The organism is Nonomuraea sp. NPDC049750, from assembly GCF_040659625.1.
Classification (GTDB): Bacteria; Actinomycetota; Actinomycetes; order Streptosporangiales; family Streptosporangiaceae; genus Nonomuraea.
Genome location: NZ_JBFANB010000034.1, coordinates 92,506 through 115,185, shown reverse-complemented (window position 1 = coordinate 115,185; position 22,680 = coordinate 92,506). Strand labels below are relative to the sequence as shown.

General features: G+C 68.4%; 21 protein-coding genes and 1 tRNA gene. 15 read left to right on the top strand and 7 right to left on the bottom strand.

Annotated elements, in window-relative coordinates; translation table 11 throughout:
* Positions 1–70: 70 nt before the first annotated feature.
* Both AB0J16_RS49635 and AB0J16_RS49630 read right to left on the bottom strand, forming a co-directional pair.
* A complete protein-coding gene (locus AB0J16_RS49635) occupies positions 71–439 on the bottom strand; it encodes a DUF5615 family PIN-like protein (RefSeq protein WP_358553307.1) in 369 nt (122 codons plus the stop codon).
* Positions 436–666, bottom strand: a complete 231-nt coding sequence (locus AB0J16_RS49630; protein WP_358185534.1) for a DUF433 domain-containing protein — start codon at positions 664–666, stop codon at positions 436–438. The genes AB0J16_RS49635 and AB0J16_RS49630 overlap by 4 nt, the downstream gene beginning before the upstream one ends.
* Positions 667–1,029: 363 nt before the next feature.
* On the opposite strand from AB0J16_RS49630, the gene AB0J16_RS49625 reads away from it, so the two are divergent.
* The 4 genes from AB0J16_RS49625 (at position 1,030) to AB0J16_RS49610 (ending at position 3,862) form a co-directional block, all read left to right on the top strand.
* Entirely contained in the window at positions 1,030–1,242 is a 213-nt protein-coding gene (locus AB0J16_RS49625) for a hypothetical protein (protein ID WP_219529428.1), read from the top strand.
* The gene (locus tag AB0J16_RS49620) at positions 1,235–1,675 is read left to right on the top strand and encodes a type II toxin-antitoxin system VapC family toxin (RefSeq protein WP_358553305.1); all 441 of its coding nucleotides are present in this window, start codon (positions 1,235–1,237) and stop codon (positions 1,673–1,675) included. The genes AB0J16_RS49625 and AB0J16_RS49620 overlap by 8 nt, the downstream gene beginning before the upstream one ends.
* A 758-nt stretch (positions 1,676–2,433) precedes the next feature.
* On the top strand, positions 2,434–2,946 hold the full coding sequence (locus AB0J16_RS49615; protein WP_358553303.1) for a hypothetical protein: 513 nt from the start codon (positions 2,434–2,436) through the stop codon (positions 2,944–2,946).
* A 178-nt stretch (positions 2,947–3,124) separates the two neighbouring features.
* Positions 3,125–3,862 carry a site-specific integrase gene (locus AB0J16_RS49610; protein ID WP_358553301.1) on the top strand — a complete coding sequence of 246 codons (738 nt, stop codon included), beginning with the start codon at positions 3,125–3,127 and terminating at the stop codon, positions 3,860–3,862.
* 83 nt (positions 3,863–3,945) lie between these two features.
* Here AB0J16_RS49610 and AB0J16_RS49605 read toward each other — a convergent pair.
* Positions 3,946–4,016, bottom strand: a tRNA-Gly gene (locus tag AB0J16_RS49605).
* 99 nt (positions 4,017–4,115) lie between these two features.
* Between AB0J16_RS49605 and dcd the strand changes: the two genes are divergently transcribed.
* The 3 genes from dcd (at position 4,116) to AB0J16_RS49590 (ending at position 6,899) form a co-directional block, all read left to right on the top strand.
* Positions 4,116–4,691, top strand: coding sequence for a dCTP deaminase (dcd, locus tag AB0J16_RS49600; protein ID WP_358553299.1), 576 nt, complete (start codon positions 4,116–4,118; stop codon positions 4,689–4,691).
* A 580-nt stretch (positions 4,692–5,271) separates the two neighbouring features.
* Positions 5,272–5,889, top strand: coding sequence for a DUF47 family protein (locus AB0J16_RS49595; protein WP_225294450.1), 618 nt, complete (start codon positions 5,272–5,274; stop codon positions 5,887–5,889).
* Positions 5,890–5,894: 5 nt separating this feature from the next.
* Entirely contained in the window at positions 5,895–6,899 is a 1,005-nt protein-coding gene (locus AB0J16_RS49590) for an inorganic phosphate transporter (protein WP_357959007.1), read from the top strand.
* Here the strand turns inward: AB0J16_RS49590 and mshD are convergent.
* Complete coding sequence (gene mshD, locus AB0J16_RS49585; RefSeq protein WP_358553297.1) at positions 6,832–7,800, bottom strand: mycothiol synthase; 969 nt, start codon at positions 7,798–7,800, stop codon at positions 6,832–6,834. The two genes, AB0J16_RS49590 and mshD, sit on opposite strands and share 68 nt — an antisense overlap.
* A gap of 108 nt (positions 7,801–7,908) precedes the next feature.
* Here mshD and AB0J16_RS49580 point away from each other — a divergent pair, with 108 nt between their 5' ends.
* Positions 7,909–9,693 carry a bifunctional metallophosphatase/5'-nucleotidase gene (locus tag AB0J16_RS49580; protein ID WP_358553295.1) on the top strand — a complete coding sequence of 595 codons (1,785 nt, stop codon included), beginning with the start codon at positions 7,909–7,911 and terminating at the stop codon, positions 9,691–9,693.
* 99 nt (positions 9,694–9,792) lie between these two features.
* Here the strand turns inward: AB0J16_RS49580 and AB0J16_RS49575 are convergent, their stop codons facing one another.
* On the bottom strand, positions 9,793–11,253 hold the full coding sequence (locus tag AB0J16_RS49575; protein ID WP_358553293.1) for an MFS transporter: 1,461 nt from the start codon (positions 11,251–11,253) through the stop codon (positions 9,793–9,795).
* Between the two features lie 256 nt (positions 11,254–11,509).
* Between AB0J16_RS49575 and AB0J16_RS49570 the strand changes: the two genes are divergently transcribed.
* The 5 genes from AB0J16_RS49570 (at position 11,510) to AB0J16_RS49550 (ending at position 16,720) form a co-directional block, all read left to right on the top strand.
* Positions 11,510–12,322, top strand: coding sequence for a DeoR/GlpR family DNA-binding transcription regulator (locus AB0J16_RS49570; protein WP_358553291.1), 813 nt, complete (start codon positions 11,510–11,512; stop codon positions 12,320–12,322).
* A gap of 86 nt (positions 12,323–12,408) precedes the next feature.
* Positions 12,409–13,458 (top strand): alcohol dehydrogenase catalytic domain-containing protein, encoded by a 1,050-nt coding sequence (locus AB0J16_RS49565; RefSeq protein ID WP_358553289.1) that lies wholly within the window; start codon positions 12,409–12,411, stop codon positions 13,456–13,458.
* A 1-nt stretch (position 13,459) separates the two neighbouring features.
* A complete protein-coding gene (locus AB0J16_RS49560; protein ID WP_358553287.1) occupies positions 13,460–14,296 on the top strand; it encodes a fructose-bisphosphate aldolase in 837 nt (278 codons plus the stop codon).
* 7 nt (positions 14,297–14,303) lie between these two features.
* Entirely contained in the window at positions 14,304–15,743 is a 1,440-nt protein-coding gene (locus AB0J16_RS49555) for an FGGY family carbohydrate kinase (RefSeq protein WP_358553285.1), read from the top strand.
* A complete protein-coding gene (locus tag AB0J16_RS49550) occupies positions 15,740–16,720 on the top strand; it encodes a D-glycerate dehydrogenase (protein WP_358553283.1) in 981 nt (326 codons plus the stop codon). The genes AB0J16_RS49555 and AB0J16_RS49550 overlap by 4 nt, the downstream gene beginning before the upstream one ends.
* On the opposite strand, the gene AB0J16_RS49545 is transcribed toward AB0J16_RS49550, so the two are convergent.
* Positions 16,677–18,068 (bottom strand): ATP-binding protein, encoded by a 1,392-nt coding sequence (locus AB0J16_RS49545; RefSeq protein ID WP_358553280.1) that lies wholly within the window; start codon positions 18,066–18,068, stop codon positions 16,677–16,679. The two genes, AB0J16_RS49550 and AB0J16_RS49545, sit on opposite strands and share 44 nt — an antisense overlap.
* 270 nt (positions 18,069–18,338) lie before the next feature.
* Between AB0J16_RS49545 and AB0J16_RS49540 the strand changes: the two genes are divergently transcribed.
* Together AB0J16_RS49540 and AB0J16_RS49535 are read left to right on the top strand one after the other, a co-directional pair.
* Positions 18,339–19,328, top strand: coding sequence for an NAD-dependent epimerase/dehydratase family protein (locus AB0J16_RS49540; RefSeq protein ID WP_358553278.1), 990 nt, complete (start codon positions 18,339–18,341; stop codon positions 19,326–19,328).
* A gap of 72 nt (positions 19,329–19,400) precedes the next feature.
* The gene (locus AB0J16_RS49535) at positions 19,401–20,807 is read left to right on the top strand and encodes a cytosine permease (protein ID WP_358553276.1); all 1,407 of its coding nucleotides are present in this window, start codon (positions 19,401–19,403) and stop codon (positions 20,805–20,807) included.
* 82 nt (positions 20,808–20,889) lie between these two features.
* Here the strand turns inward: AB0J16_RS49535 and AB0J16_RS49530 are convergent, their stop codons facing one another.
* The gene (locus AB0J16_RS49530) at positions 20,890–22,659 is read right to left on the bottom strand and encodes an alkyl sulfatase dimerization domain-containing protein (protein WP_358553274.1); all 1,770 of its coding nucleotides are present in this window, start codon (positions 22,657–22,659) and stop codon (positions 20,890–20,892) included.
* Positions 22,660–22,680 lie beyond the last annotated feature (21 nt).

Genomic DNA, 22,680 nt, shown 5'->3' with positions numbered 1-22,680 from the left:
GTGAGTGACCGTGGTTGACCCCTCGTCACCGCCCTTAATGGCACGCTAATGGCACGACGGTCAAGTGCTCTCAACGGAGCGGGAGTGCTCGCACTCTGATGCCCGCTGGGGCGAAGGCCACGATCGCACCCGTAGACAGGTGAGGTTCGAGGACATCAAGGTGGTTAAGGATGATATTCACCAGCTCAGGCGGTCGAAGCTCAAGGATCTCCCGCACGAGCACGACCGAAGGCTTGGTGGTACGGGCCTGAGCCAAAAGCGCGCCGAAGTCCGTATCCGCCGAGACGATGACCCGGTTGTCCGCCATGGCAAGGGCCATGATCGTGGAGTCCGGCGCACTCGTTGCTTGGAGGTCGCGCACGTGCACCGCATCGTGACCGGCTTTCGCCAGCAGTTCAGCGACGCGCGGTGAGAGGTTCTCATCGATCAGGAAGTTCACGCCGGCTCTCGGAGGCGGTAGAAGTGGACGTTCGTGGAGGCCGCTGCGTACTCCAGCCCCTGCTTGATGTCCTCGCGTTCGAGGTCGGGGTAGTCCGACAAGATCTCATCGAAGGTCCATCCGGCCGCGACGAGCCGTACCACCGTCTCCACGGTGATGCGCAGCCCTCGGATGGTCGGTTTACCTTCGAGCTTGTCGAGCTCGACAGTGATCCGATCGAAGTTCATGGTGTCTCCCCTCCATCTCGATACTGCCAGCTCGCATCTGTGCTAGCGACCGCGATACCGCAGCGACATGAAGAGGGATGAGGAAGTTTAAGGCAACCGACAAGCACCAGGGGTCCGGCTGAGTTTCTGTGGAGCGGGTGGCGGGAATCGAACCCGCGCTATCAGCTTGGGAACTCTTTCAAGATTACGTAGGCTGAGCTGGGGCAACGCTGACCTGGGCGTATGCCGGTCAAGTGACCGCGAGTCCCCCTGAGTCTCCGCAGATCGCTCTGTGAACGGGCACGCAACGGGCACGGACACCGGTCTGCCTCGCCCTGCACAAACGGCCAGGGAGGCGAGCATGGCGAGGCGTAGACTGCGACCATGAGCGCGATGCGTGAAGAGTTGCATGCTCTGGTCGATCGGCTTCCGGATGATCGTGTCCAGCCGGTTCTCGCACTTGTCCGCGAGAACCTTGAGACGGCTGGTCGGCGTGAGCGAGCGCTGGCCATTATGGAGCGGGTTCAGGAGCGGATGCGCGGTGTGACAGGCGTCGACGAGGAGCTGGACCGTCTCCGGGAAGGCGCGCGTGGCTGACGCGTACGTCGTGGACACCGGTGTGTTCCTACGGTGGTTCGTCGATCAATCTGGCTTCGAGCACGCCCGCCAGATCCGGGACGACTTCCTGCACGGCCGGGTAAGACTGGAGACAGCGGACTTCGCGCGGATTGAGGTTGCCGGAGTGTTGCGAAAGAAGGGTCTGCTCGCGGGTCGGCTATCTGCAGATGAGTTCATCGCGGCCGTTCGGATCATTGATGAGCTCGGCGTCCGAGTCTATCCCGTGGACGCCGACCGGTTGGAGCGGGCCGCCGCCCTGGCGGTGCGGTTGACGTTGCGCATGTATGACGCCGTCTTCGCACAGCTTGCTCTCGATCGAGAGATTCCGCTGCTGACCACCGACGCGAAACTCCACCGGGCGCTTGATGGCGTCGTCGAGACCGAACTCCTTAACGACGCAAGCTCTCAGTGACCATCGCTGAGCGGTGGGACTGAACGCTGTTACACGAACACTGGAGCGGGTGACGGGAATCGAACCCGCGCTGTCAGCTTGGGAATTGCAGGGATCTTGCCTCGTTGGGGCGTTGACCTGGGCCTGAGACCGGTCGTGAGTGGCCGTGGTTGCCCCCTCGTCACCGCCCTTAATGGCACGCTAATGGCACGACGATCAGCCCGCGACCTGGTGTTTCCCGCGCGACGCGCGTACCCCGCCCGCCTGATCATCCGTCTGCCGTCGACCCGCCCGAAGGGAAGCGGGCCAGAGCCACGGGGTCAAGATGGAGCGCCCCGCCGGACGAACGACCTTGCCCCGTGGCCCTGGTCTGCTCGGCTTGTCCCGGGTCGATGGTGGGCGGGATGACCAGGCTTCCACCTCAACCAAGCAGTTGGAGCGGGTGACGGGAATCGAACCCGCGCTGTCAGCTTGGGAACCGGCTACTGATCTTGGTGTCCTGAGCGGGGAGAACGGGACTCCTGGTCAGACCGCGACGAGTGGCCGTGAGTGGCCCTGAATGACCTTGACCTGCCGTTCGTTCTGGCACGCATCTGGCACGAGTATCAGCTCTCCGACCTGGGATTGAAACGCACTGCGCGCACCCCGCCCGCCTCGGCCCCATTAGGACCCGCCGATCTTGAGCACTTCCCCCTCCCTGAGCTGGAGATCCACTCCAGAGGCGATTGTTGACTCGGCACTACAGACCCTCGGGCGACGCGTGCGTGTAGCGGTTGAGCGTGGTCGAGGTCGACGAATCGGGTATCCGGCCTGGCCTTGCCCGAATCACTGCCATACCCGCGATATACCGCCCCTCGCTAGCGTTGGCCGTGTCAACAACCCGCATGTGGCGGGCGTTTCTTGCTGCCCAACCGGCAGCATCCAAAATCGCCGCGATATCCCCAAGGAGAACGATGGATTCCCGTGCCTTCATCCGAGCCGCAGCTGTGGCGGCAGCTGTGCTCACCATGACTGTCGCCACACCGGCCGCCGCCGCTCCGGCGGCCAACGCCGCGCCCTCCTGCGTCAATGTCCAGCATGGGAGGACCTTCTACGAGGAGACCGCCTTCGGAAAGTACTATGACCACTGGGTGAAGATCACGAACAACTGCGCCAGCAAGAAGAAGCTCAAGGTGGACTGGAGGGGGGCCTTTATGCCCGACTCGAAGTGCACCACGATCAACAAGGGCAAGAGCGCAGAATTCACCAAGAGCGGCAAGTGGGACGCCTACGCCGGGTGGTACGGCTGCTGAGCTGACCCGTAGGGCATTCAGCTCCTCACCGGGTTCTGTCGGAGAACGCCAGCCCAGCCCGGTAGAAGACCACACCGAAGCTCACTGATGCCCCGCTTTCGATGCATGCGAGGTCAAGGTCGCTCACATTCGGAAGTGGCGCAAGCAGCTCCTGGACGGCGGGGTTGGACCGATCACCGTGGCTAAGGCATACCGGCTCCTGAAGGCCATCTTCAACACGGCCGTGGAGGATGGGTTGATCAAGGCCAACCCCTGCACGATCAAGAAGGCAGGTAAGGAAGACTCACCCGAGCGGCCCGTACTGACCATGAAGCAGGTCTTCACCCTGGCCGACGCCATCGAACCGCGGTTCCGCATGCTGATCCTGCTGGCGACCTTCGCCAGTCTGCGGTGGGGTGAACTGGCCGCACTCCAGCGGAAGAACCTCGACCTGGAGGCGGGGACGATCCGCATCGTCGGGACCACAACCGAGCTCAAGGACGGCTCGGTGACCATCGGGCCGCCCAAGTCGGAAGCGGGCAAGCGTCTCGTCAGTATCCCGGCGACGCTGCTGCCTGATCTGCGAGCGCATATGGAGACGTACGCCGAGAAGGGCGAGCACGGGCACGTCTTCGTCGGCCCCAAGGGTGCCAAGCTCCGGCGTGCGAACTTCACCCGTGTATGGGTGGCGGCGCTCAAGGAGGCGATGCTCAGCGGATTCCACTTTCATGATCTTCGTCACACCGGAAACACCCTCGCGGCCCAGTCCGGCGCGACTCTCCGGGACCTCATGACCCGCATGGGCTACGCGTCCACCCGAGCCGCGTTGATCTACCAGCACACCGCGATGGAGCGTGATCGGGCCATCGCCGACGCTCTCGGCAAGCTCGCCGAAGAAGCCCTGAAGGATCAAGATCAAGACGGATCGGGCACGTAACGGGCACGGAAGATCGAAAGCCGCCTTAGAAACGATCAAAGCCAGGTCGGGAATTCATCCCTGACCTGGCTTTTCGCTGTGAGAGCGGGTGACGGGAATCGAACCCGCGCTGTCAGCTTGGGAAGCTGATGTTCTGCCATTGAACTACACCCGCATCGGCCGTAGCCGCGACCACCACTCTAGCGGAAACTCGGCCCACATCAGCCAGCCGTGCCCCCCGAGTTTCCCACCGGCACGCGGTAGGTTGCTCTGCGTGCTGCTATCTGACCGCGACATCATGGCCGAGATCGACTCGGGACGCCTGGCCCTCGATCCGTTCGATCGGGACATGATTCAACCGTCCAGTATCGACGTCCGGCTCGATCGGTTCTTCCGGGTGTTTGAGAATCATCGGTATCCGCATATCGATCCGTCCGTGGAGCAGCCGGATCTGACGCGGATGGTGGAGCCTGACGGGGATGATCCGTTCATTCTGCATCCCGGGGAGTTCGTTCTGGCCTCGTCGTACGAGGTGATCAGCCTGCCCGATCACCTGGCGTCGCGGCTGGAGGGGAAGAGTTCGCTGGGGCGGCTCGGGTTGTTGACTCACTCGACTGCCGGGTTCATCGATCCGGGGTTCAGTGGGCACGTCACGTTGGAGCTGTCCAATGTGGCCACGTTGCCGATCAAGCTGTGGCCGGGGATGAAGATCGGGCAGCTGTGTGTGTTTCGGTTGAGTTCGCCGGCTGAGCATCCGTACGGGTCGTCGAAGTACGGGTCGCGGTACCAGGGGCAGCGGGGGCCGACGCCCTCCCGGTCGTTCCGGAACTTCCATCGGACGAAGATCTGATGATGATGATCCGTTGAAGGTCTCTGACGAAGGTCGGATGCTCTGGGGCGTTTGAGCGCGAGCTGTGCTGTGCTGTTGGGGGCTTGCCTGGGGTGCGGGCGTCCCCCGGAGTAGGTGCGGGCGTCCCCCGGAGTGCCGGCGTGTCTCAGGTGGCTGGCGGGCGTCCCCCGACGTACGAGCGGGTCTCGGGTAGCCGGCGGGGCGCCTCTGAAAACTGGCGGGCGGCTTGCGGAGAGCAGCGCGTCTCCAGCGTCCGACCTATGAGCAGCGGCGATGCGCCTGCCGGTAGACACAAGACGTCCGAAGCCGCAAGACGTCCGAAGACACGCCCCAACAACCCACGACCGGACTAGCGGTGGTCCGGAAATGTCACCAAGATGGACTGGACAAGCGGTGACCGCAACCCACGGCCAAGTCTCCCCCACATCGCCGTGGAAAAAGGGCAACCAAAGTACCAACTGGCCCGGTGTCGCACACCATACGGAGGGTAGCCAGTAGGAGAAGGGGACATGAAGTTCGCATTTCTCCTGGTAACCCGTACTCTCTACCACGGACCATCCCCGCACATCTGGAGAACGACGTGCGCCTGCGTCTCACGCCACGTGAGGACAGCTACTATGACCTGTTCGCCGACTCCGCGAACAACCTGGTCACGGCATCCCGTCTATTGGTCGAGATCATTAGTGAGGGATCGGACAGGGAAACCCTGGCCGAAAAGATGCGCGCCTGCGAGCACGCCGGGGACGAACGCACCCATGCGATCATGAACCGCCTCAATGAGAGCTTCATCACTCCGTTCGACCGTGAGGACATCTACCGCCTCGCCTCGAACCTCGATGACGTGATGGACGCCATGGAGGCGGCATCCGATCTCATCGTGCTCTACCAGATCGATCACCTCCCCAAGGACGTCGTCCGCCAGGTGGAGGTGCTGGAGCGGGCCGCCGAACTGACCGCCGAGGCGATGCCGCGCCTGCGGTCGATGAAGAACCTCAACGAGTACTGGATCGAGGTCAACCGGTTGGAAAACCAGGGCGACCAGGTCTACAGAAGGCTGCTGGCCAAGCTGTTCAGCGGTGAGTACGACGCGTTGACGGTCATGAAGATGAAGGAGGTCGTCGACGCGCTCGAAGAGGCGGCCGACGCCTTCGAGCACGTCGCCAACACGGTCGAGTCGATCGCGGTCAAGGAAAGCTAACCTCTGTGGACCTTTCGCTCGCCCTCGTCATCGGCGTGGTCGTCATCGCACTGGCCTTCGACTACACCAACGGGTTCCACGACGCGGCGAACGCCATCGCGACCTCGGTCTCGACTCGCGCGCTCACGCCCAGGGCCGCGTTGTTCATGGCCGCCGCGATGAACTTCATCGGCGCCCACCTGGGCACCCAGGTCGCCGCGACCGTCGGCAAGGGCATCATCGACGCGCCGGACGGCTCGCATGGCCTGGTCATCGTGGCCTCAGCGCTCATCGGCGCCATCTGCTGGAACCTGATCACCTGGTACTTCGGCCTGCCCTCCTCCTCCAGCCACGCCCTCATCGGTGGCCTGGTCGGCGCGGCCCTCGCGTCGGCCAGTGCCGTCCACTGGGACGGCGTGCTGGAGAAGGTGGTGGTCCCGATGGTGCTCTCGCCGCTGCTCGGGTTCACGCTGGCCGGCGCGATCATGATCGCAATATATTGGATCTTCCGCAACAGCCAGCCCGGCAAGACCAACCGCGGCTTCCGCTACGCGCAGACCGTCTCGGCCGCCGCCATGGCGCTCGGCCACGGCCTGCAGGACGCGCAGAAGACGATGGGCGTCATCTTCCTGTCCCTCGTCGTCGGCGGCTACATCAGCCCGGGGTCGGAGATCCCGCAGTGGGTCATCCTCGCGTCGGCGGGGGCGATCTCGCTCGGCACGTACTCCGGCGGCTGGCGCATCATGCGTACGCTGGGCCGCCGGATCATCGCGCTCGACCCGCCGCAGGGCTTCGCCGCCGAGTCCGCGGCGGCAGTGGTCCTGTACACGGCGGCGATCGGGTTCGGGGCGCCCATCTCCACCACGCACACGATCACCTCGGCGATCATGGGCGTCGGCGCCACCAAGCGGCTCTCGGCCGTGCGCTGGGGCGTCGCGGGCAACATCGTGACCGGGTGGATCCTTACGATTCCGGCTGCGGCTCTGGTGGCCGCTGTGTCCTACTTTGCCCTGCATTGGGTGGTGGAATAACGGCATACATCACGTCGACGTCCCAGCGGTCGAAGCCCAGGGACTCGTACAGGCGGATCGCCGCCGTGTTGGCCTCGTCCACGTAGAGCATCGCCTGGGCGAGGCCACGCGCGCGTAGATGGTCCAGACCCGCCAGCGTGAGCGCCTTGCCCAGCCCGGTGCCCTGCTGGGAGGGGTCGACGCCGACGACGTACACCTCGCCGATCGGTTCGTGGCCGTGCTCCGACGAGCCGTGGATCTTGGTCCAGTGGAAGCCGGCCAGCCGCTCGCCGCGGAAGGCCAGGAAGAAGCCCTCCGGGTCGAACCAGGGCTCCTGCTCGCGCTGGCGCAGGTCGCTCGCGGTCCAGGCGCCCTGTTCTGGGTGGTGGGCGAAGGCCGCGGCGTTGACCTTGAGCCACGCCTCCTCGTCCTGACCTGGTACGAAGGTGCGCAGCCGTACTCCCTCAGGCATCTCGAAAGCGGGCAGCGGCGAGGACAGGGACCGGCGCATCTGCCAGAGCGAGCGCACGCGCTCGAACCCCGCCGACGCCGCCAGGACGCCCGCGCCCTCATGATCGCCGTGCGCCCACAGGCGCAGGCTGCCACCCGACACCTCGAGTACGGCCCGCAGCAGCCGCGTGCCATGCCCCTTCCGGCGGCGAGCCGGGTGGATGGCCAGTTCGCCGCTGGGACCCTCGACCTCGTCGGTGGGATCTATGTGGGCATAGCCCACCAAAGCCTCATCTTCGTCGTACAAGAGCAGGGAACGGGCCTGCGGATCACCGCCATAGCGCAGGTGGAGCATGACATGCTCGTTGAGCGGGCGGACGCCGTCGGCCTCCGTCGCCGCGTCCACCACGCCGAGCACCTGAGCGATTTCGCGGTCATCAAGTCGTTGTCTGATCTCCACGTGCGCTGTCACAGTCCGAACTCTAGGGGTACTGCTGGCAAATAACGCCATGTGGCGGGCCGATGAATCGTTACCTTTGCGACATTGGCTGCATAGGTTCCGGCCGTAACGTCTTAGGCCATGACCTCACGTTCCCTCCTCCGGCTAGTGCTGGCCGGAGCCGTCGCCGCGGGCGGGTTCGCCGCGGCGACCGCCCCCGCGAACGCGAGCAAGGCACCCAAGACCGTTCCGGTACGGCTGCTCGCGCTCAACGACTTCCACGGCAACCTCGAACCCCCGACCGGATCCTCCGGCCGGATGGTCGACGAGAACGGCGCCACCGTCGAGGCGGGCGGCGCCGCGTACGTCGCCACGCACATGAAGGCCCTCAGCGACAAGAACACGATCGCGGTGGCCCAGGGCGACCTGATCGGCGCGAGTCCGCTGATCTCGGCGGCCTACCACGACGAGCCGTCCGTCGAGTTCATGGGCAAGCTCGGGCTCAAGGTGGCCGCGGTCGGCAACCACGAGTTCGACGAGGGATACACGGAGCTGCGCCGGATCATGAAGGGCGGCTGCCACCCGGTGGACGGGTGCTCGCCGGCCGGCACGTGGAAGGGCGCCCAGTACGACTACGTCGGCGCCAACGTGCTGTTCAAGAACCCGAACGAGAAGTCCGACGCGCTCGCGGCGCTGGGCGCGCCGCAGAGCCAGGTCAAGAAGCTGATGAGCGACTGGGGCGTGCCCGCCCTGCCGCCGGTCAGCGTCAAGTGGATGAACGGCGTGCCGATCGGCTTCATCGGCCTGGTCACCCAGACCACCCCGAACATCGTCACCGCCGAGGGCATCAAGAACCTCAAGTTCGTGGACGAGGTCAAGGCCGCGAACCTGGCGTCCAAGCTGCTCAAGCTGGTGGGCGTCAAGGCCCAGGTCGTACTTGTGCATGAGGGTGACCAGGTGACGGCGGGCCAGTCGCCGGACGCCTGCAGCGCCGTCCCGGGCGCGGGCAACCGCATCGCCACGCAGGTCGACCCCGAGATCGACGTGATTCTCAGCGGCCACTCGCACCAGGCGTACCTGTGCAAGGTCAAGGACCCCGCAGGTCAGGACCGCCTGTACTCGCAGGGTGGCTCGTTCGGCCGCGTCATCACGAAGGTCGATCTCAACGTGAACGTCAAGACGCGGGACATCGACCGCGCCTCGGTGGTGGCGGACAACCAGATCGTGACCCGTACGGTCACCCCGGATCACGAAATTTCCGCCTTCGTGCAGACCTGGAAGGACCGGGTCGCCCCGGTCGCCAACAAGCCCGTCGGCCGGATCACCGCGGACATCACCAACACCGCGGCCCCCAGCGGCGAGTCCGCGCTCGGCGACCTCATCGCCGACGGCCAGCTGGCCGCCACCAAGACCGGCGGAAACGCGCAGATCGCCCTGATGAACCCGGGTGGCGTTCGGGCCTCGCTCACCTTCGCCGGCTCCGCGGCGGGCGAGGGCGACGGCGTGGTCACCTATGGCGAGGCGTTCACCGTGCAGCCGTTCAACAACCTGATGCAGGTCGTGACGCTGACCGGTGCGCAGCTCAAGACGGTCCTGGAGCAGCAGTTCACCGGCGGGCCGAATGCCCAGCCGTTCACCAAGATCCTCCAGCCGTCGGCGAACTTCACCTATACCTACAGCAGCGGCGCGGCGTGGGGGTCCAAGGTGTCGAACATGAAGATCGACGGCGTCGCGGTGACAGACGCGCAGACGATCCGGGTCGCGGCCAACAACTTCCTGGTCGGCGGCGGTGACGCCTTCCTCGGCTTCAAGGACGGTACGGACCTCTGGAGCGGGCCGCTGGACATCGACGCCTTCGTCGACCAGCTGGGCCGCGACAATCCGATCGCCCCGCCCGCCACGACCCGCATCACCGTAACCCCCTAGCGAACTAGCGAGGGGCCCGCTTCTGACAACGAGAAGCGGGCCCTTCTTTCTTCGTCGCCTGACGCTCTCTTCCGCCCGATGCTCTTCTTCGCCTGATGGTCAGCCGGCGATCGGCTCCACCTTGCGGATCAGGAGGCCGAAGCAGAGCGCGCCCAGCACCGCCACCACACCGGTCACCAGCAGCGGGACCACGAACGACCCCGTGGCCTGGGCGAGGGCGCCGATGACGATCGGGCTGAGCGCGCTGGCGATGTTGGCCGCGAAGTTCTGCAACCCGCCGAGCGTGGCGACCTGGTGCGCGGGCGCGACGTCGGCGGGCAGGCACCAGAGCGACACGATGGCGAACGCGATCGCGGCGTAGCTGATGCTCAGCAGGGTCAGTGCCAGCGCGGCGCTCTCCACCAGGACGGCGGCCGCGACAGTGGAACTCAGCAGCATGCCCGCCACCAGGCAGGTCTTCCTGGCCCTGGTGAGGCTCCAGCCGCGCTTGAGCAGCCAGTCACCGGCGATCCCGCCCGCCCAGCCACCCGCCACGGCCGTCAGACCGGGGATCATGCCGAAGAAGCCCAGCTTGAGCAGGTCGAAGCCGCGATCCTGGACGAGGTAGCTCGGGAACCAGGTGAGGAAGAAGGTGACCACGAAGTTCAGGCAGGAGAAGCCGCCGATCATGCCCCAGACCACGCGGTGCCGCAGCAACCACGCCACGCTCCCACGCCGCTCCGGCGCGAAAGAAGTACCGGGCGTGCCGGTCGGGGCGCCACCGGAGGCGCCGGGCGAGGTAGCGGACGAGCTCTCGACAGACGTACCGGTCGAGGTAGCGGACGAGCTCTCGACAGACGTACCGGTCGAGGTAGCGGACGAGGTGTCGACAGACGTGCCGGTCGAGGTAGCGGCGGACGTGCCGGTGATGTGGGCGCGTTCGGCGGCGTTCGGCTTGGGGTGGGACTTCGGTGAGCGGTAGTACGACCACCACCCGATCGTCCACAGCACCCCCAGAGCGGCCATCACCACGAACGCCGCATGCCACCCGAACCCCGCGATGATCGCCGTGATGATCGGCACCGCCAGCGCGGACCCGATGCGGGCGCCACTGTCATAGAAAGCGGTCGCCCTCCCCCGCTCACTGGGCGGGAACCACAGCGACACCGCCTTGGCGCTGGCCGGATAGGCGCCGCTCTCGCCGATGCCGAGGCCGAGCCTGAAGCCCAGCAGCACGCCGAAGCTGCTGGCCAGCGCGGTGAGCCCGGTGAACACCGACCACCACAGCACGCACGCCCCGTACATGATCCGGGCGCCGAACCGGTCGATGAGCCAGCCCGCGGGCAGCTGCATCACCGCGTACGTCCAGGAGAACGCGCTGAGGATCAGCCCCTGCTCGGTCGGGGTGAGGCTCAGGTCCTGGGTCATGAAGGGCAGGGCGACGGAGAGCGCGGCCCGGTCGACGTAGTTGATGGCGAGTCCGCCGAAGCAGAAGGCCGCCACCACCCACCGCACACGGGTTGCCCGGCCCCTGTCGGGAGCCGGTGATCGTGGCGCTGCGGCGGTCTCGTGCTTCACCATGCTGACCTCCTCGCGAGATTACGGCACGGCACCAATTTGATCGTTTCGCTCAGATCCTGCCGTGCTGTGATGTGGTTAACAGGATGCTCGTTACACGCAACCTCGCTGTCAAGACCTGGAAACAAACGCGCAATCAGGGCGTCGTTCCGAGTTAAACGCTCATATCAATGAGCGATTCGCGCAGAGACTTGACAAGCAACTCTGCTCGATACAATCATCAAAATGACCGATTCAATCATCCAGAAGGTGGTGCACGGTGAGCCGTTTGCCCAGCAGGGCGCGCCGCGAGCGCATCATGGAGCTCCTCGCCGCCCACACGGACGGCACCGTCGAGGTGGAGCGGCTGAGCGAGACGCTCGACGTCTCCCTCGCCACGGTCCGCCGCGACCTCGCCCAGCTGCGCGAGGAAGGCCGCATCACCAGGACGTACGGCGGGGCGGTGCTCGGCGGCGGCACCACCGAGATCTCCGTACGCCAGCGCCGCATGAAGCACGTACGGCAGAAGGACGCGATCGCCCGCCAGGCCGCCGAGTACGTCGAGGACGACCAGGTGGTCCTGCTCGACGCCGGCACGACCACCGAGCGGCTGGCCCGCTACCTGCTGGGCAAGTCCGGGCTCACCGTCTTCACCAACGGCCTCGGGGCGGTCAACACGCTGGTGGAGGAGGAGGGTGTCGACGTCGTGGTGATGGGCGGGCGGCTGCGCCGCATCAACCAGACCATGACGGGTCCGGGGGCCGAGGAGATGGTCAGGGGGCTGTACGCGGACATCGCCTTCCTGGGCGCCGACGCCGTGCATCCGACCCGGGGCATCGCCTCGCGCACCTTCGAGCAGAGCTCGCTGAAGACGCTGATGAGCCAGCACACGCGCCGGCTGGTCGTGGTGGCCGACTCCGCCAAGCTCCTGGACGACGCCAGCTCCTACTGGTCGCCGATCGATCGCCCCTGGACGCTCCTCACCGACGACGGGGCCGACCCCGAGGCGCTGGCCGCCCTGCGCGCGGCGAGCGGCGGCGACCTGCGGATCGTGGTGTGCCCGACGACGGACCTCCCACCGACCGACAGGTAATGACCATCGCACTCCCGCCGACCCGCACGCACCGACCCCCACCGACCCGCAGGCAGCGACGACCGACCCCCACCGAGCGAGAGGCCATGATGAAACAGGCAGTGTTGCGCGCCCCAGAGCGCCTGGACGTGTCCCAGGTCGAGCGGCCCGCGCTGGAGCCGGGCGACGTCCTGGTCCGCGTGGAGAGCTCCCTTGTGTGTGGCACCGATATCCGCATCTACCAGGGCACCAAGAAGCGGAACGTCACCTATCCCACCGTGATGGGTCACGAGTTCGCCGGGACGATCGCCGAGGTGGCCGGCGCCCTGCCGGCCGGGCTGTCCATCGGGGACCAGGTGGCGGTCTATCCGCTGGTGCCGTGCGACGCCTGCGTGGCGTGTGTCAAGGACCGCGGCAACATCTGCCGCAACCGGGTCGCCTTCGGCTACCAACTGCCCGGCGGTTTCTCCCAGTACGTCCGGGTGCCCGCGCAGGCGGTCGAGGCGGGCAACCTGGTGCCCGTGCCCGGCGTGTCCGCCGCGGAGGCCGCCATCGTGGAGCCCCTGGCCTGCGCCTACAACGGCCAGCTGCTGGCCGGCGCGCCGGGCGCGGAGACCATGCTGGTCAGCGGGTGCGGGCCGCTGGGGCTCATGCACGTACGGCTGGCCAGGGAGCTGGGCGTCCCGCGGGTCGTGGCGGTCGATCCGATCCCGGAGCGGCTCGAAGCCGCGCTGGCGTCCGGGGCCGAGCTCGCGCTGTCCCCCGGCGAAGGCGCCGCGGCCGACGTGCTGGAGTGGACCGGCGGGGCGGGTGTCGACGTGCTCATCGCCGCCGTGGGGCGGCTCGACGCCGTGCATCCCTACCTGGCCTGCCTGGCGCCCGGTGCCAGGGTCAGCATGTTCGCGGGGTTCGGTGGCGAGGGCAGCGTGCTGGAGATCCCGGCCAACGACATCCACTACAACGAGTGGTCCGTCGTGGGCGCCTCCTCGTGCCGGCTCGACGGCTTCACGAAGATCGCCGAAATGATCTCCGCGGGCGATCTCAGGGTGGATGACCTGGTCGGCACCCAGTTCCCGATAGACGACATGGCCAAGGCCATCGACCTGGCCGCTTCAGGCCGCGACCTTCGCGTCGGCATATCTCCTTGGAAGGACTGACATGACGGCATACGCCACACTCGATATCAACCCGACGGGCACGACCAGCGCTCTGGGCCGGACGATCCGGCTGCGCCGGCTGTTCGGCGCCACGGGCCGGACGGTCACCGTGGCCCTCGACCAGGCGGTGCCGCGCGGCGTCGCCCCGCGCCTGGCCGGGATCGCACCCACGTACGACGGCATCGCGGCGGCGGGTCCCGACGCCGTGACGATGTTCAAGGGCATCGCCGGGCACGTGATCGCCCACAATCCCACGCGCGTCCCCTGGATCCTCAAGGCGTCGACGTTCTCCGTGGACTTCCACGCCCACTACGACGCGGTCGTGGCCACCGTGTCCGACGCGATCCGCCTGGGCGCCGAGGCGGTCGCCGTAGGCATCAGCGCCGGGTCCTCCAACCAGGCGCGCGACCTCGAACTGCTGTCGGGCGTCGTGGAGAGCGCCGGCGCGGTCGGGCTGCCCGTGGTCTGCCACGCCTACCCCAGCGGGGAGCTGTGGGAGGACAGGAAGGGCAGCGTCGAGGCGATCCTGTACGCCGCCAGGGCCGCCGCCGAGCTGGGCGTCGACGTGGTCAAGACCTGGTACTCCGGCTCGACGGAGACCTTCCGCGAGATCGTCGAGGGCACGCCCGCGATCGTCGTGGCCGCCGGCGGCGCCAAGGCCGACAGCCCGTTGCAGGTGCTCCGGCAGGCGGCCTCGGTGATCGAGGCGGGCGGGCGAGGCGTCACCTTCGGCCGGAACGTGTGGGGCGCGGAGGATCCCGGCAAGATGGTGCGTGCCCTCCGCGCGGTCGTCCATGAGGACGTCGAGCCGGAGAAGGCCGCGGAGCTGCTGAAGTAGGGACCACATGGCCACCTATCTGGGGATCGACCTCGGCACATCGGCGACCAAGACCGTCCTGGTCGACGGCGCCGGCCGGGTGCTCGCCCGCGGCCGCGCCGACCACCGTCCCGCTCACCGGCAGGCGCGGGGCCGGGTGGACACGGCGGAATGGGCGCGCAGCGTGCGGCTGGCCTGCCACGATCTCGGCGACGCCACCCGCGCCGACGCCGTGGGCCTGGCCGTGCACTGCCCGGTCGCGATCCCGCTCGACGACGCCGGCGACGCCGTCGCGCCCGGCCTGTGCTGGGACCATCCCGCGCTTCCCGACCTCGTGGAGGCGTACGCCAAGGCACGCGGCGACGAGGCGGCCGCCCTGGTGGGCAATGCCGCCTTTCCGGCCACTGCCATGGGGCTGGCCTGGCGGTTCTTCGCCGAGCACGAGCCGGAGACCTTGGCTCGTACGCGCACGATGGGGTTCGTCGGCACCTGGCTGGGGCACCGGCTGACCGGCCGCGACGCGATCGACCCCACGCAGGCCTCCTACAGCGGCCTGTTCGCCTGCACCGACGGCTGTGACTGGATCGACGACCTCGCCGAGCTGGTGGGGGTGCCCAGGCACGTCCTGCCGCCGGTGGTCCCGTCGCTGTCGCCCCTCGGTGCTCTCCTTCCCGAGGCCGCCGCCGAGCTGGGGCTGCGCCCCGGCATCCCGGTCGTCACCGGGGCGGCCGACACGGCGGCCGCCGCCTGCCTGCTCGACATCCACGGGTCTCGCGCGCCGCTGTACACGGTGGGCACGACGCATGTGGTCACGCGGAGCTCCGCCGTACCTGATCGGGCGCCGCGGGTGTTGCAGCGCGCGGACGTACGGCCGGGCAGATGGCTGTGGCATTCCGCGACCAACGGCGGCGTGGCTCTGTCAGTCGCGGCGCGGCTGCTCGGCTACGGCGACGCGGTGGAGGAGCTGATCGCCAGAGCCGGAGCGGCCACGATCGCGCAGGCCGAGGCGGCGCCCGTGTTCATCCCGCATGTGACACCCGAGCGCGGCCCGCTGTGGCTGGAACGGCCGCGCACCGCCCTGCTCGGCTACCTGCCCGATACCGACGCCTGGTCGGCGGCGTGGGGCGCGGTCGAGGGGGTGGCCTTCGCGGTACGCCTGATGCTGGGCGACTCCGCCCATGTCGTTATGGTGGGCTCGCTGGATTACGCCGGGATCGTGGCGGACCTGTTCGGACGGCCGGTCCATCTCGTGGAGGAGACGTACCTGCCCGCGATGGGAGCCGCGGCGATGGCCGCCGAGGGGACGGACGGGGTCATACTCCCCGCGCCGCCGTATCGGCGCATCGGCCCGCGTCCCGAGTGGGTGCACGTCGTCGCCGCGCGGTGGGAGTCGTACGGCGAGACCTGGGGCAGGATCGTGGGCCGCCCCGCCCCCACGGCACCCCCGATGAGCGAGGAGAGTCGATGATCTACGTGACCCGCACCCTGACCGACGCCGCCATGGCGCTCGTGCGCTCGCTCGGCCGACCCGTGGTGTGCGGCGAGGAGGACCCGCCCGACCGCGCCACGCTGCTGCGCCTGGCCGCGGGCGCGGAGGGGGTCGTGTGTACGCTCACCGAGCGCATCGACGCCGAGTTCCTCGACGCGGCGGGCCCATCGCTGCGGGTCGTCGCCAACACCGCGGTCGGCTACGACAACATCGACGTGGCCGCGGCCACCGAGCGCGGGATCCAGGTCACCAACACTCCTGGGGTGCTCGACGGCGCCACCGCCGACCTGACGATGGCGCTGATCCTGGCCGCCGCGCGCAGGGTGCTGGACGGCGACCGACTGCTGCGGGAGCGTACTCCATGGGTCTGGGGGCCGCGCATGCTGCTCGGGCTCGATCTCAGTGCCGGGGCGTCGCTCGGCGTGGTCGGCTACGGCCGCATCGGGCGGGCCGTGGCGCGGCGCGCCCGCGCGTTCGACATGGAGATCCTGGCCACGCCCACCTCCTCGCCGCTGCCGGAGGACGATGAGCGGGGCGTCGAGTTCGTCGAGCTGCCCGAGCTGCTGGAGCGCGCCGACGTGGTCAGCCTGCACTGCCCGCTCACCCCGGCCACCCGCCACCTCATCGACGCCGACGCCCTGGGCCGCATGAAGCGCACCGCGATCCTGGTCAACACCGCTCGTGGCGGCATCGTCGACGAGGACGCGCTGGTGAAGGCGCTGCGGGCGGGGACGATCGCGGGGGCGGCCCTCGACGTGTTCGAGGGCGAGCCGGCGGTGAACCCGGCGCTGGTCGAGCTCGGCAACACCGTGCTGACCCCGCACATCGGCAGCGCGGGCACGGCGACCCGCGAGCGGATGTGCCACCTGTCGGTGTCGAACGTCGCGGCCGTGCTGGACGGGCGCGAACCGCTCACACCGGTGAATCTCCATCCAGGTACAGCGGCAGACGGGTGACGAACTGGGCGCCTGGATGGTGGTCGGTGATCGTCAGGGTCCCCCGGTGCGCCTGGGCGATCTCTCTCGACAGGGCCAGGCCGAGTCCGCTGCCCTCCTTGTCCCTGGCCCGGCCCTCGGCCAGGCGGGTGAAGCGCTCGAAGACATGCTCGCGCTCCTCCGCCACGATACCCGCTCCGTCATCGGTGACCGTGATGTCGACGGTCCGGTCCCTTTGGTTGACCTCCACCTGGAGGTCGATCTTGGAGGTGGCGTGCCGGGTGGCGTTGTCGAGCAGGTTGGTCAGCAGCCGGTCCAGCTGGATGCGGGAGCCCATGACCGGTGCCTCGCCCATCACGTGGGTGACGACGCTGATGTCGCCTCCCGCACGGCGCCGCCCCTGCTCCTCCGCCAGCTGGCAGGCGTCGACGACGTGCCATTCGATGACGGCGCCCGCGTCGAGCCGGGCCAACATCAGGAGCTCCTCGATGATGTCCGTCAGACGGTCGGCTGACTTCAGGGCCCGGGCGCCCGTCGACGCCCAGTCCGTGTCGTCCGGGTAGGCGCTGGCCACCTCCAGCTGGGTGCGCAGCGCGGTGATGGGGCTGCGGAGCTCGTGCGAGGCGTCGGCCACGAAGCGGCGTTGCGTCTCGGCGGAGCGTTCCAGCCGGTCGAGGGTGTCGTTGGTGGTCACGGCGAGGTTGGAGATCTCGTCCCCGGCGCCGGGTACGGGAACCCGGCGGCTCAGGTCGTGACCGGTGATCTCGGCCAGCTCGGCCCGGATGCGTTCGACCGGGCGCAGGGTGTGGCCGACCACGACCCAGGTGATGCCCGCGACACCGAGCAGCATCAGTGGGGTGCCGAGGAAGATCAGGGCATAGAGCCACCCAAGTGCCCGGTTGACGTCGCTCAGCGAGGACGCGCCATACACGGTTATCAGGCCGTACGACGTCCGCGACTGCATGGCCATGACCAGGTACTTGGATCCGTGCTCCACACTGTCGCTGTCGCCGGTGAGCTCGATCTCGGTGGCATAGATCGTTTCCGGCTGGGGCAGCCGCAGGTTCGCGATGGGGGGCTGCCCTCTCAGGTTGTGGCTGGAGGCGAGGACGATGCCCTCGGCGGAGACGACCTGCAGGAGGGGTACGCGGGCCGGCGCCGGGAGCAGGCTGCGCAGCTCCTTCGTCCGGGCGTCGTTGGCCACTCGCCGTACGGCCAGCTCCACCCGGTTCTGCACGGCGCCGCGGAGGTTGCCCGGCAACGTGCTCAGGGTGAGGCCGACCGTGGCGGCGAAGACCACGGCCGCGACCAGAGTCGCGATCATGGTCAGGCGCGCCCGCATCGAGCAGGGGAAGATCCTTTTCACCATTCCATGGTCCCTAGCATCACTATCTGTGACACTTCCCCATTATGCCGCGAGGAACAGCATTGACACTGACCTGCTGATATATCTACCTTTACAGCGCTAAATTGTCGCGGAGAGTAAGGGACCCCACTGTCGGCGACGCCTTGGTTTCACTGCTGGCGATGCCTTGGTTTCGCTGTCGGCGATTCCGCGGTCGGTGGTTTCGCTGCTGGCGATTCCGCTGTCGGCGTGCACGGCTACCGGGTGGCGACCGGGATCGGCAGGGTGGTGGCCATGAGGCTTCTGGTGCTGGGCGGGACGGAGTTCGTGGGGCGGGCCTTCGTCGAGGAGGCTGTCGCATCCGGCTGGGACGTGACCGTGTTCAACCGGGGCACGCATGCCCCGCCGCCCACGGTGACGGCGCTGCGGGGCGAGCGGGCGAAGCCGGGCGGGCTGGCGGCGCTCGACCGTGGTCAGTGGGACGTCGTGGTCGACACCTGGTCGTGGGCGCCGTCCGCCGTACGCGACGCGGCGAGGCTGCTGGCCGGGCGAGCGGGACACTACGTCTACGTGTCCAGCCGGTCCGTCTACACCTACCCGACGGCGGCCGGTGCCGGAGAGGACGCTCCGGTGGTGGCGGCCTCGGCCGATGACGGCGACGAAGTGGGTTACGCGCGGTTCAAGGCCGGTGGGGAGCTGGCGGCGGTGGCGGCCTTCGGGGAGCGGGCGCTGCTGGCGCGGGCCGGGTTGATCCTGGGGCCGCACGAGAACATCGGGCGGCTGCCGTGGTGGTTGAACAGGATCGCGCGTGGCGGGCCGGTGCTCGCGCCGGGGCCGGCCGAGCTGCCCCTGCAGTACGTGGACGCGCGCGACATGGCCCAGTGGTGCCTTGACGCGGCCAAGGACGGGCTGGGTGGGGCCTACAACGTGGTGAGCCCATCGGGATTCGTCACCATGGAGGAGCTGCTGCGGACCTGCGTACACGTGACCGGGTCCGAAGCCGAGCTGCGGTGGGTGGAGCCGGAGCCGATCCTGGCGGCCGGCGTGCAGCCGTGGACCGATCTGCCGATCTGGCTGCTGGGCGAGGACCACGACACCATGCACCGAGGTGACGTGTCGAAGGCGGTGGCGGCCGGGCTGCGGTTCCGGCCGGTGGCCGAGACGGTGGCCGACACGTGGGCGTGGCTGCGGAGCATCGGCGGGCGGGCGCCCATGCGTCCTGACCGGCCGCCGGTCGGCCTGGACCCGAAGGTGGAGGCCACGCTGCTGGGGCTCGACGGCTGATCCCGGCTGCTTTGGGGCAGCCGCGGTGCCGGTGCTCTGGGGCGGCGCGGTTGCCGGGTGTACCGTCCGATCATGGACATGATGACCGTCGAGCAGAACGGCATCAACGCCGTTCCGGCAGCCGAGCGGCGGGGCACGCCTCGGGACCTGTTATGGCCATGGGCCGGCGCCAACCTCTCCCTCTTCGGCGTCGCCTTCGGCGTCTACATCGTCGGGCTCGGTCTGGGCGTCGTCCCGGCGATCATCACGGGAGCGATCGGTTACGCGCTCTCGTTCGGGCTGGTCGGGCTGGTCGCCATCGCGGGCACCCGGTCGGGGGTGCCGACGATGACGCTCGGCCGCGCCCCCTTCGGCTACCAGGGCAACAAGCTGCCGGCCGTACTCTCCTATGTCTCGAACGTCGGCTGGGAGATCGTGCTCGTGACGCTGTCGGCGCAGGGCGGCGCGGCGATCCTGAAGCGGGTCGCGCCCGGCATTCCCGGCACGACCGCCATGGCGGTCTGCTTCGCGGTCGCCGCGTTGCTCACGATCGTGGTCGGGGTGTACGGCCACGCGTTGATCATGGCGGTGCAGCGGTATCTGACGTACGCGTTCATCGTGCTGACCGTCGTGTACATGATCCTCATGGCCCCGAAGCTCGGCACCTCGCTGGACACCACCGCGGGCCCCGGCGGCTGGGTGGGCGCGGTCATCTTCGCGATGACGCTGCTCGGCCTGGGCTGGGTCAACTGCGGCGCCGACTACTCGCGCTACCTGCCCACCGCGTCCAAGCCCTCGTCGGTGGCGCTGTGGACGACGGTGGGCGGGGCGGTGCCGCCCATGGTGCTGCTCGTCTTCGGCGTGCTGCTGGCCGGCGGCGACCCCAAGCTGGCCCAGGCCGCGGGCGCGGATCCGGTCGGGGCGCTGGCGGCGGCGCTGCCGACCTGGTTCCTGCTGCCGTACCTGCTGACCGCCATCGGTGGCTTCCTGGCCGGGGCGATCATGGACATCTACTCGTCCGGGCTGTCCATGCTGGCGCTGGGGGTGCCGATCAAGCGGCACTACGCGGTGCTGGTCGACGGCGCGCTGATGGTGCTCGGCGGCTACTACCTGCTGTTCGTCTCGACCAGCTTCCTGGCGACCTTCCAGGCGTTCCTGGCGATCATCGGGGTGGTGATGGCCGCCTGGGTGGCCGTCTTCCTCGTCGACATGTGGCTCCGGCGGGCTGGTGGCCGGTCGTACGATGAGCGGCTGCTTCGGCCCGGGGCACCCGCTCTGAACTGGTCCGGGGTGATCTCGCTGGTCGCGGCGTCTGTCGTGGGTGTCGGGCTCATCACCTCCACCGACCCGAACATCGCCCGGGTGGTCGGTTTCCTGATGAGCGATCAGATGAGGGCGGGGACGTTCGGGGCGGCCAATATCGGCGTGGTGGTCGCGCTGGTGCTGGCGGGGGTCCTCTACTTCGCGATTTCGAGTCTGGCGCCCCGCCGTAGCGGCTGAGGACCCCGGACGGTCTCACCCCCTGTGACGGTCCGTGGTGGCTGGGGTCTTTTGGGAGATACCCCCTCCGGGGGACACCGCGTTAGGCGGTCACGATGGCGAAGTCGGGGATCGGGTGGTCGAGTACGGCCACCAAGCGCCGCAGTACGCCGATGTCGCCTTCTCGTTCGACCCGCTCGACCCCCCGGCCGGCCAGCAGGCCGAGCAGTTGCGCCTTGGTCAGCCGCAAGGTCAGGTCGACCGGCCCCTCGGGCGGGTCGGCGTGCTGGATGAGCGCGCCGTTCGACAGCGTGGTCCGGTACCTCTCGCCCAGGTCGGTCAGGTGCCAGTCGATGGACAGGCTCTCGTTCCAGGCCCGCGGCCCGTCGATCCGGATGGCGATCGAGTCGAGGATCTGGTCGACGCCGAGCGCCGCGACCAGGCCGGGCGCGGCCCGCTCCGTGGCGGCCGGCACGACGCCGTCGCTCAGCTCCAGCGCGCCCGTCAGGTAGAGGTTACGCCAGGTGGCGTTCTCCGCGCCGTGCCCGAGCCGGGTGTACACCTCGGCGAGCAGGTCACGCGCCTCCTTGTTGCCCTCGTCGGCGAAGACCGCGTGGTTGAGCAGCTGGGCGGCAAAGCGCAGGTCGTTCTCCTTGAGATAGCGCCGGGCGAAGGCGACGACGGCCGCCCCGCCGCCGAGGCACTCCACGTAGCGGGTCGCGCTCTCCCTCGGCGGGTGCTCCCACAGGTGCGCGGGGTTGCCGTCGAACCAGCCCAGGTAGCGCTGGTAGATGGCCTTGACGCTGTGGCCGACCGGCCCGTGGTAGCCGTGCGTGTGCCAGACCTGCTCCAGTTCGGGTGGCACCCGCATGGCCTCGGCGATCTCGGCTCCGGTCAGGCCCTTGTTCATCAGCCGGAGGGTCTGGTCGTGCAGGTAGGAGTACAGGTCACGCTGCTGCGACAGGAACCGGGTGATCTCCGGCCCGCCCCAGGTGGGCCAGTGGTGCGAGGCGAAGGCGACGTCGAGCTCGGGCGCGAACAGCGTGACCGTCTCGTCCAGCTGCCGGGCCAGGGCCTTGGCGTCCCGTAGGGGCAGGAGGTTGTGCGGGTTGCGGGTGGCGTTCTCGCCCAGGCACAGGGCCCGGCGGCCGGGCAGGTACAGGGTCAGCTCCGGTGGCGACTGGGCGAGCTGGAAGACGATGCGTACCCCGTCGACCGTCTCCTCCTGTCCCGTACGTTCGACGTCGACCGTGGGGGCGATGAGCGAGATGGAGCGGGTCTTGCCCAGGCCCGGACCGATCTGGCCATCGGGTGATCGTTCGAGGGCCTGGCCGTACAGGTAGACGGATCGGCGGGCCGTGGCGGACCAGGCGTGCAGGTGCTCGCGGGCGACGTTCCGCAGGAAGCCCGCGGGCGCCAGGACCGGCACGCCGCCGCCGGTGACGCCGCGTACGCCGCCGAAGTGGTCGACGTGCGGATGCGTGTAGATCACCCCGGTCACGGGCCGGGCTCCGCGATGGGTTCGATAGAGGCGCAGCGCCGCGGCGGCGCACTCGGTGGAGATGAGCGGGTCGATGATGATCACACCGGAGTCGCCCTCGACGATCGACATGTTCGACAGCTCGAACCCGCGCACCTGGTAGACGCCGTCCGTCACCTCGTACAGCCCCTGCCTGGCGGAGAGCCGCGCCTGCCGCCACAGGCTGGGATGCGCGCTGCCAGGGCACTCCTGCTCCAGGAAGGCGGCCGACTCGCCGTCCCAGATGACCTTGCTGTCGGCGGCGCTGACCACCGCCGGGCTGAACTTCGCGATGAAGCCGCGATCCGCCGCCGCCTCGAAGTCGTTGGAATCGTGGAGTGGAAGGTCGGCCATGCCCAGGCCCATTCCCGAGAA

Coding starts and splice junctions, on each gene's coding strand:
- AB0J16_RS49630 (WP_358185534.1), bottom strand. CDS start 666: ATGAACTTCGATCGGATCACTGTCGAGCTCGACAAGCTCGAAGGTAAA.
- AB0J16_RS49625 (WP_219529428.1), top strand. CDS start 1,030: ATGAGCGCGATGCGTGAAGAGTTGCATGCTCTGGTCGATCGGCTTCCG.
- AB0J16_RS49580 (WP_358553295.1), top strand. CDS start 7,909: ATGACCTCACGTTCCCTCCTCCGGCTAGTGCTGGCCGGAGCCGTCGCC.
- AB0J16_RS49575 (WP_358553293.1), bottom strand. CDS start 11,253: ATGGTGAAGCACGAGACCGCCGCAGCGCCACGATCACCGGCTCCCGAC.
- AB0J16_RS49565 (WP_358553289.1), top strand. CDS start 12,409: ATGATGAAACAGGCAGTGTTGCGCGCCCCAGAGCGCCTGGACGTGTCC.
- AB0J16_RS49560 (WP_358553287.1), top strand. CDS start 13,460: ATGACGGCATACGCCACACTCGATATCAACCCGACGGGCACGACCAGC.
- AB0J16_RS49555 (WP_358553285.1), top strand. CDS start 14,304: ATGGCCACCTATCTGGGGATCGACCTCGGCACATCGGCGACCAAGACC.
- AB0J16_RS49550 (WP_358553283.1), top strand. CDS start 15,740: ATGATCTACGTGACCCGCACCCTGACCGACGCCGCCATGGCGCTCGTG.
- AB0J16_RS49545 (WP_358553280.1), bottom strand. CDS start 18,068: ATGGTGAAAAGGATCTTCCCCTGCTCGATGCGGGCGCGCCTGACCATG.
- AB0J16_RS49540 (WP_358553278.1), top strand. CDS start 18,339: ATGAGGCTTCTGGTGCTGGGCGGGACGGAGTTCGTGGGGCGGGCCTTC.
- AB0J16_RS49535 (WP_358553276.1), top strand. CDS start 19,401: ATGGACATGATGACCGTCGAGCAGAACGGCATCAACGCCGTTCCGGCA.
- AB0J16_RS49530 (WP_358553274.1), bottom strand. CDS start 22,659: ATGGCCGACCTTCCACTCCACGATTCCAACGACTTCGAGGCGGCGGCG.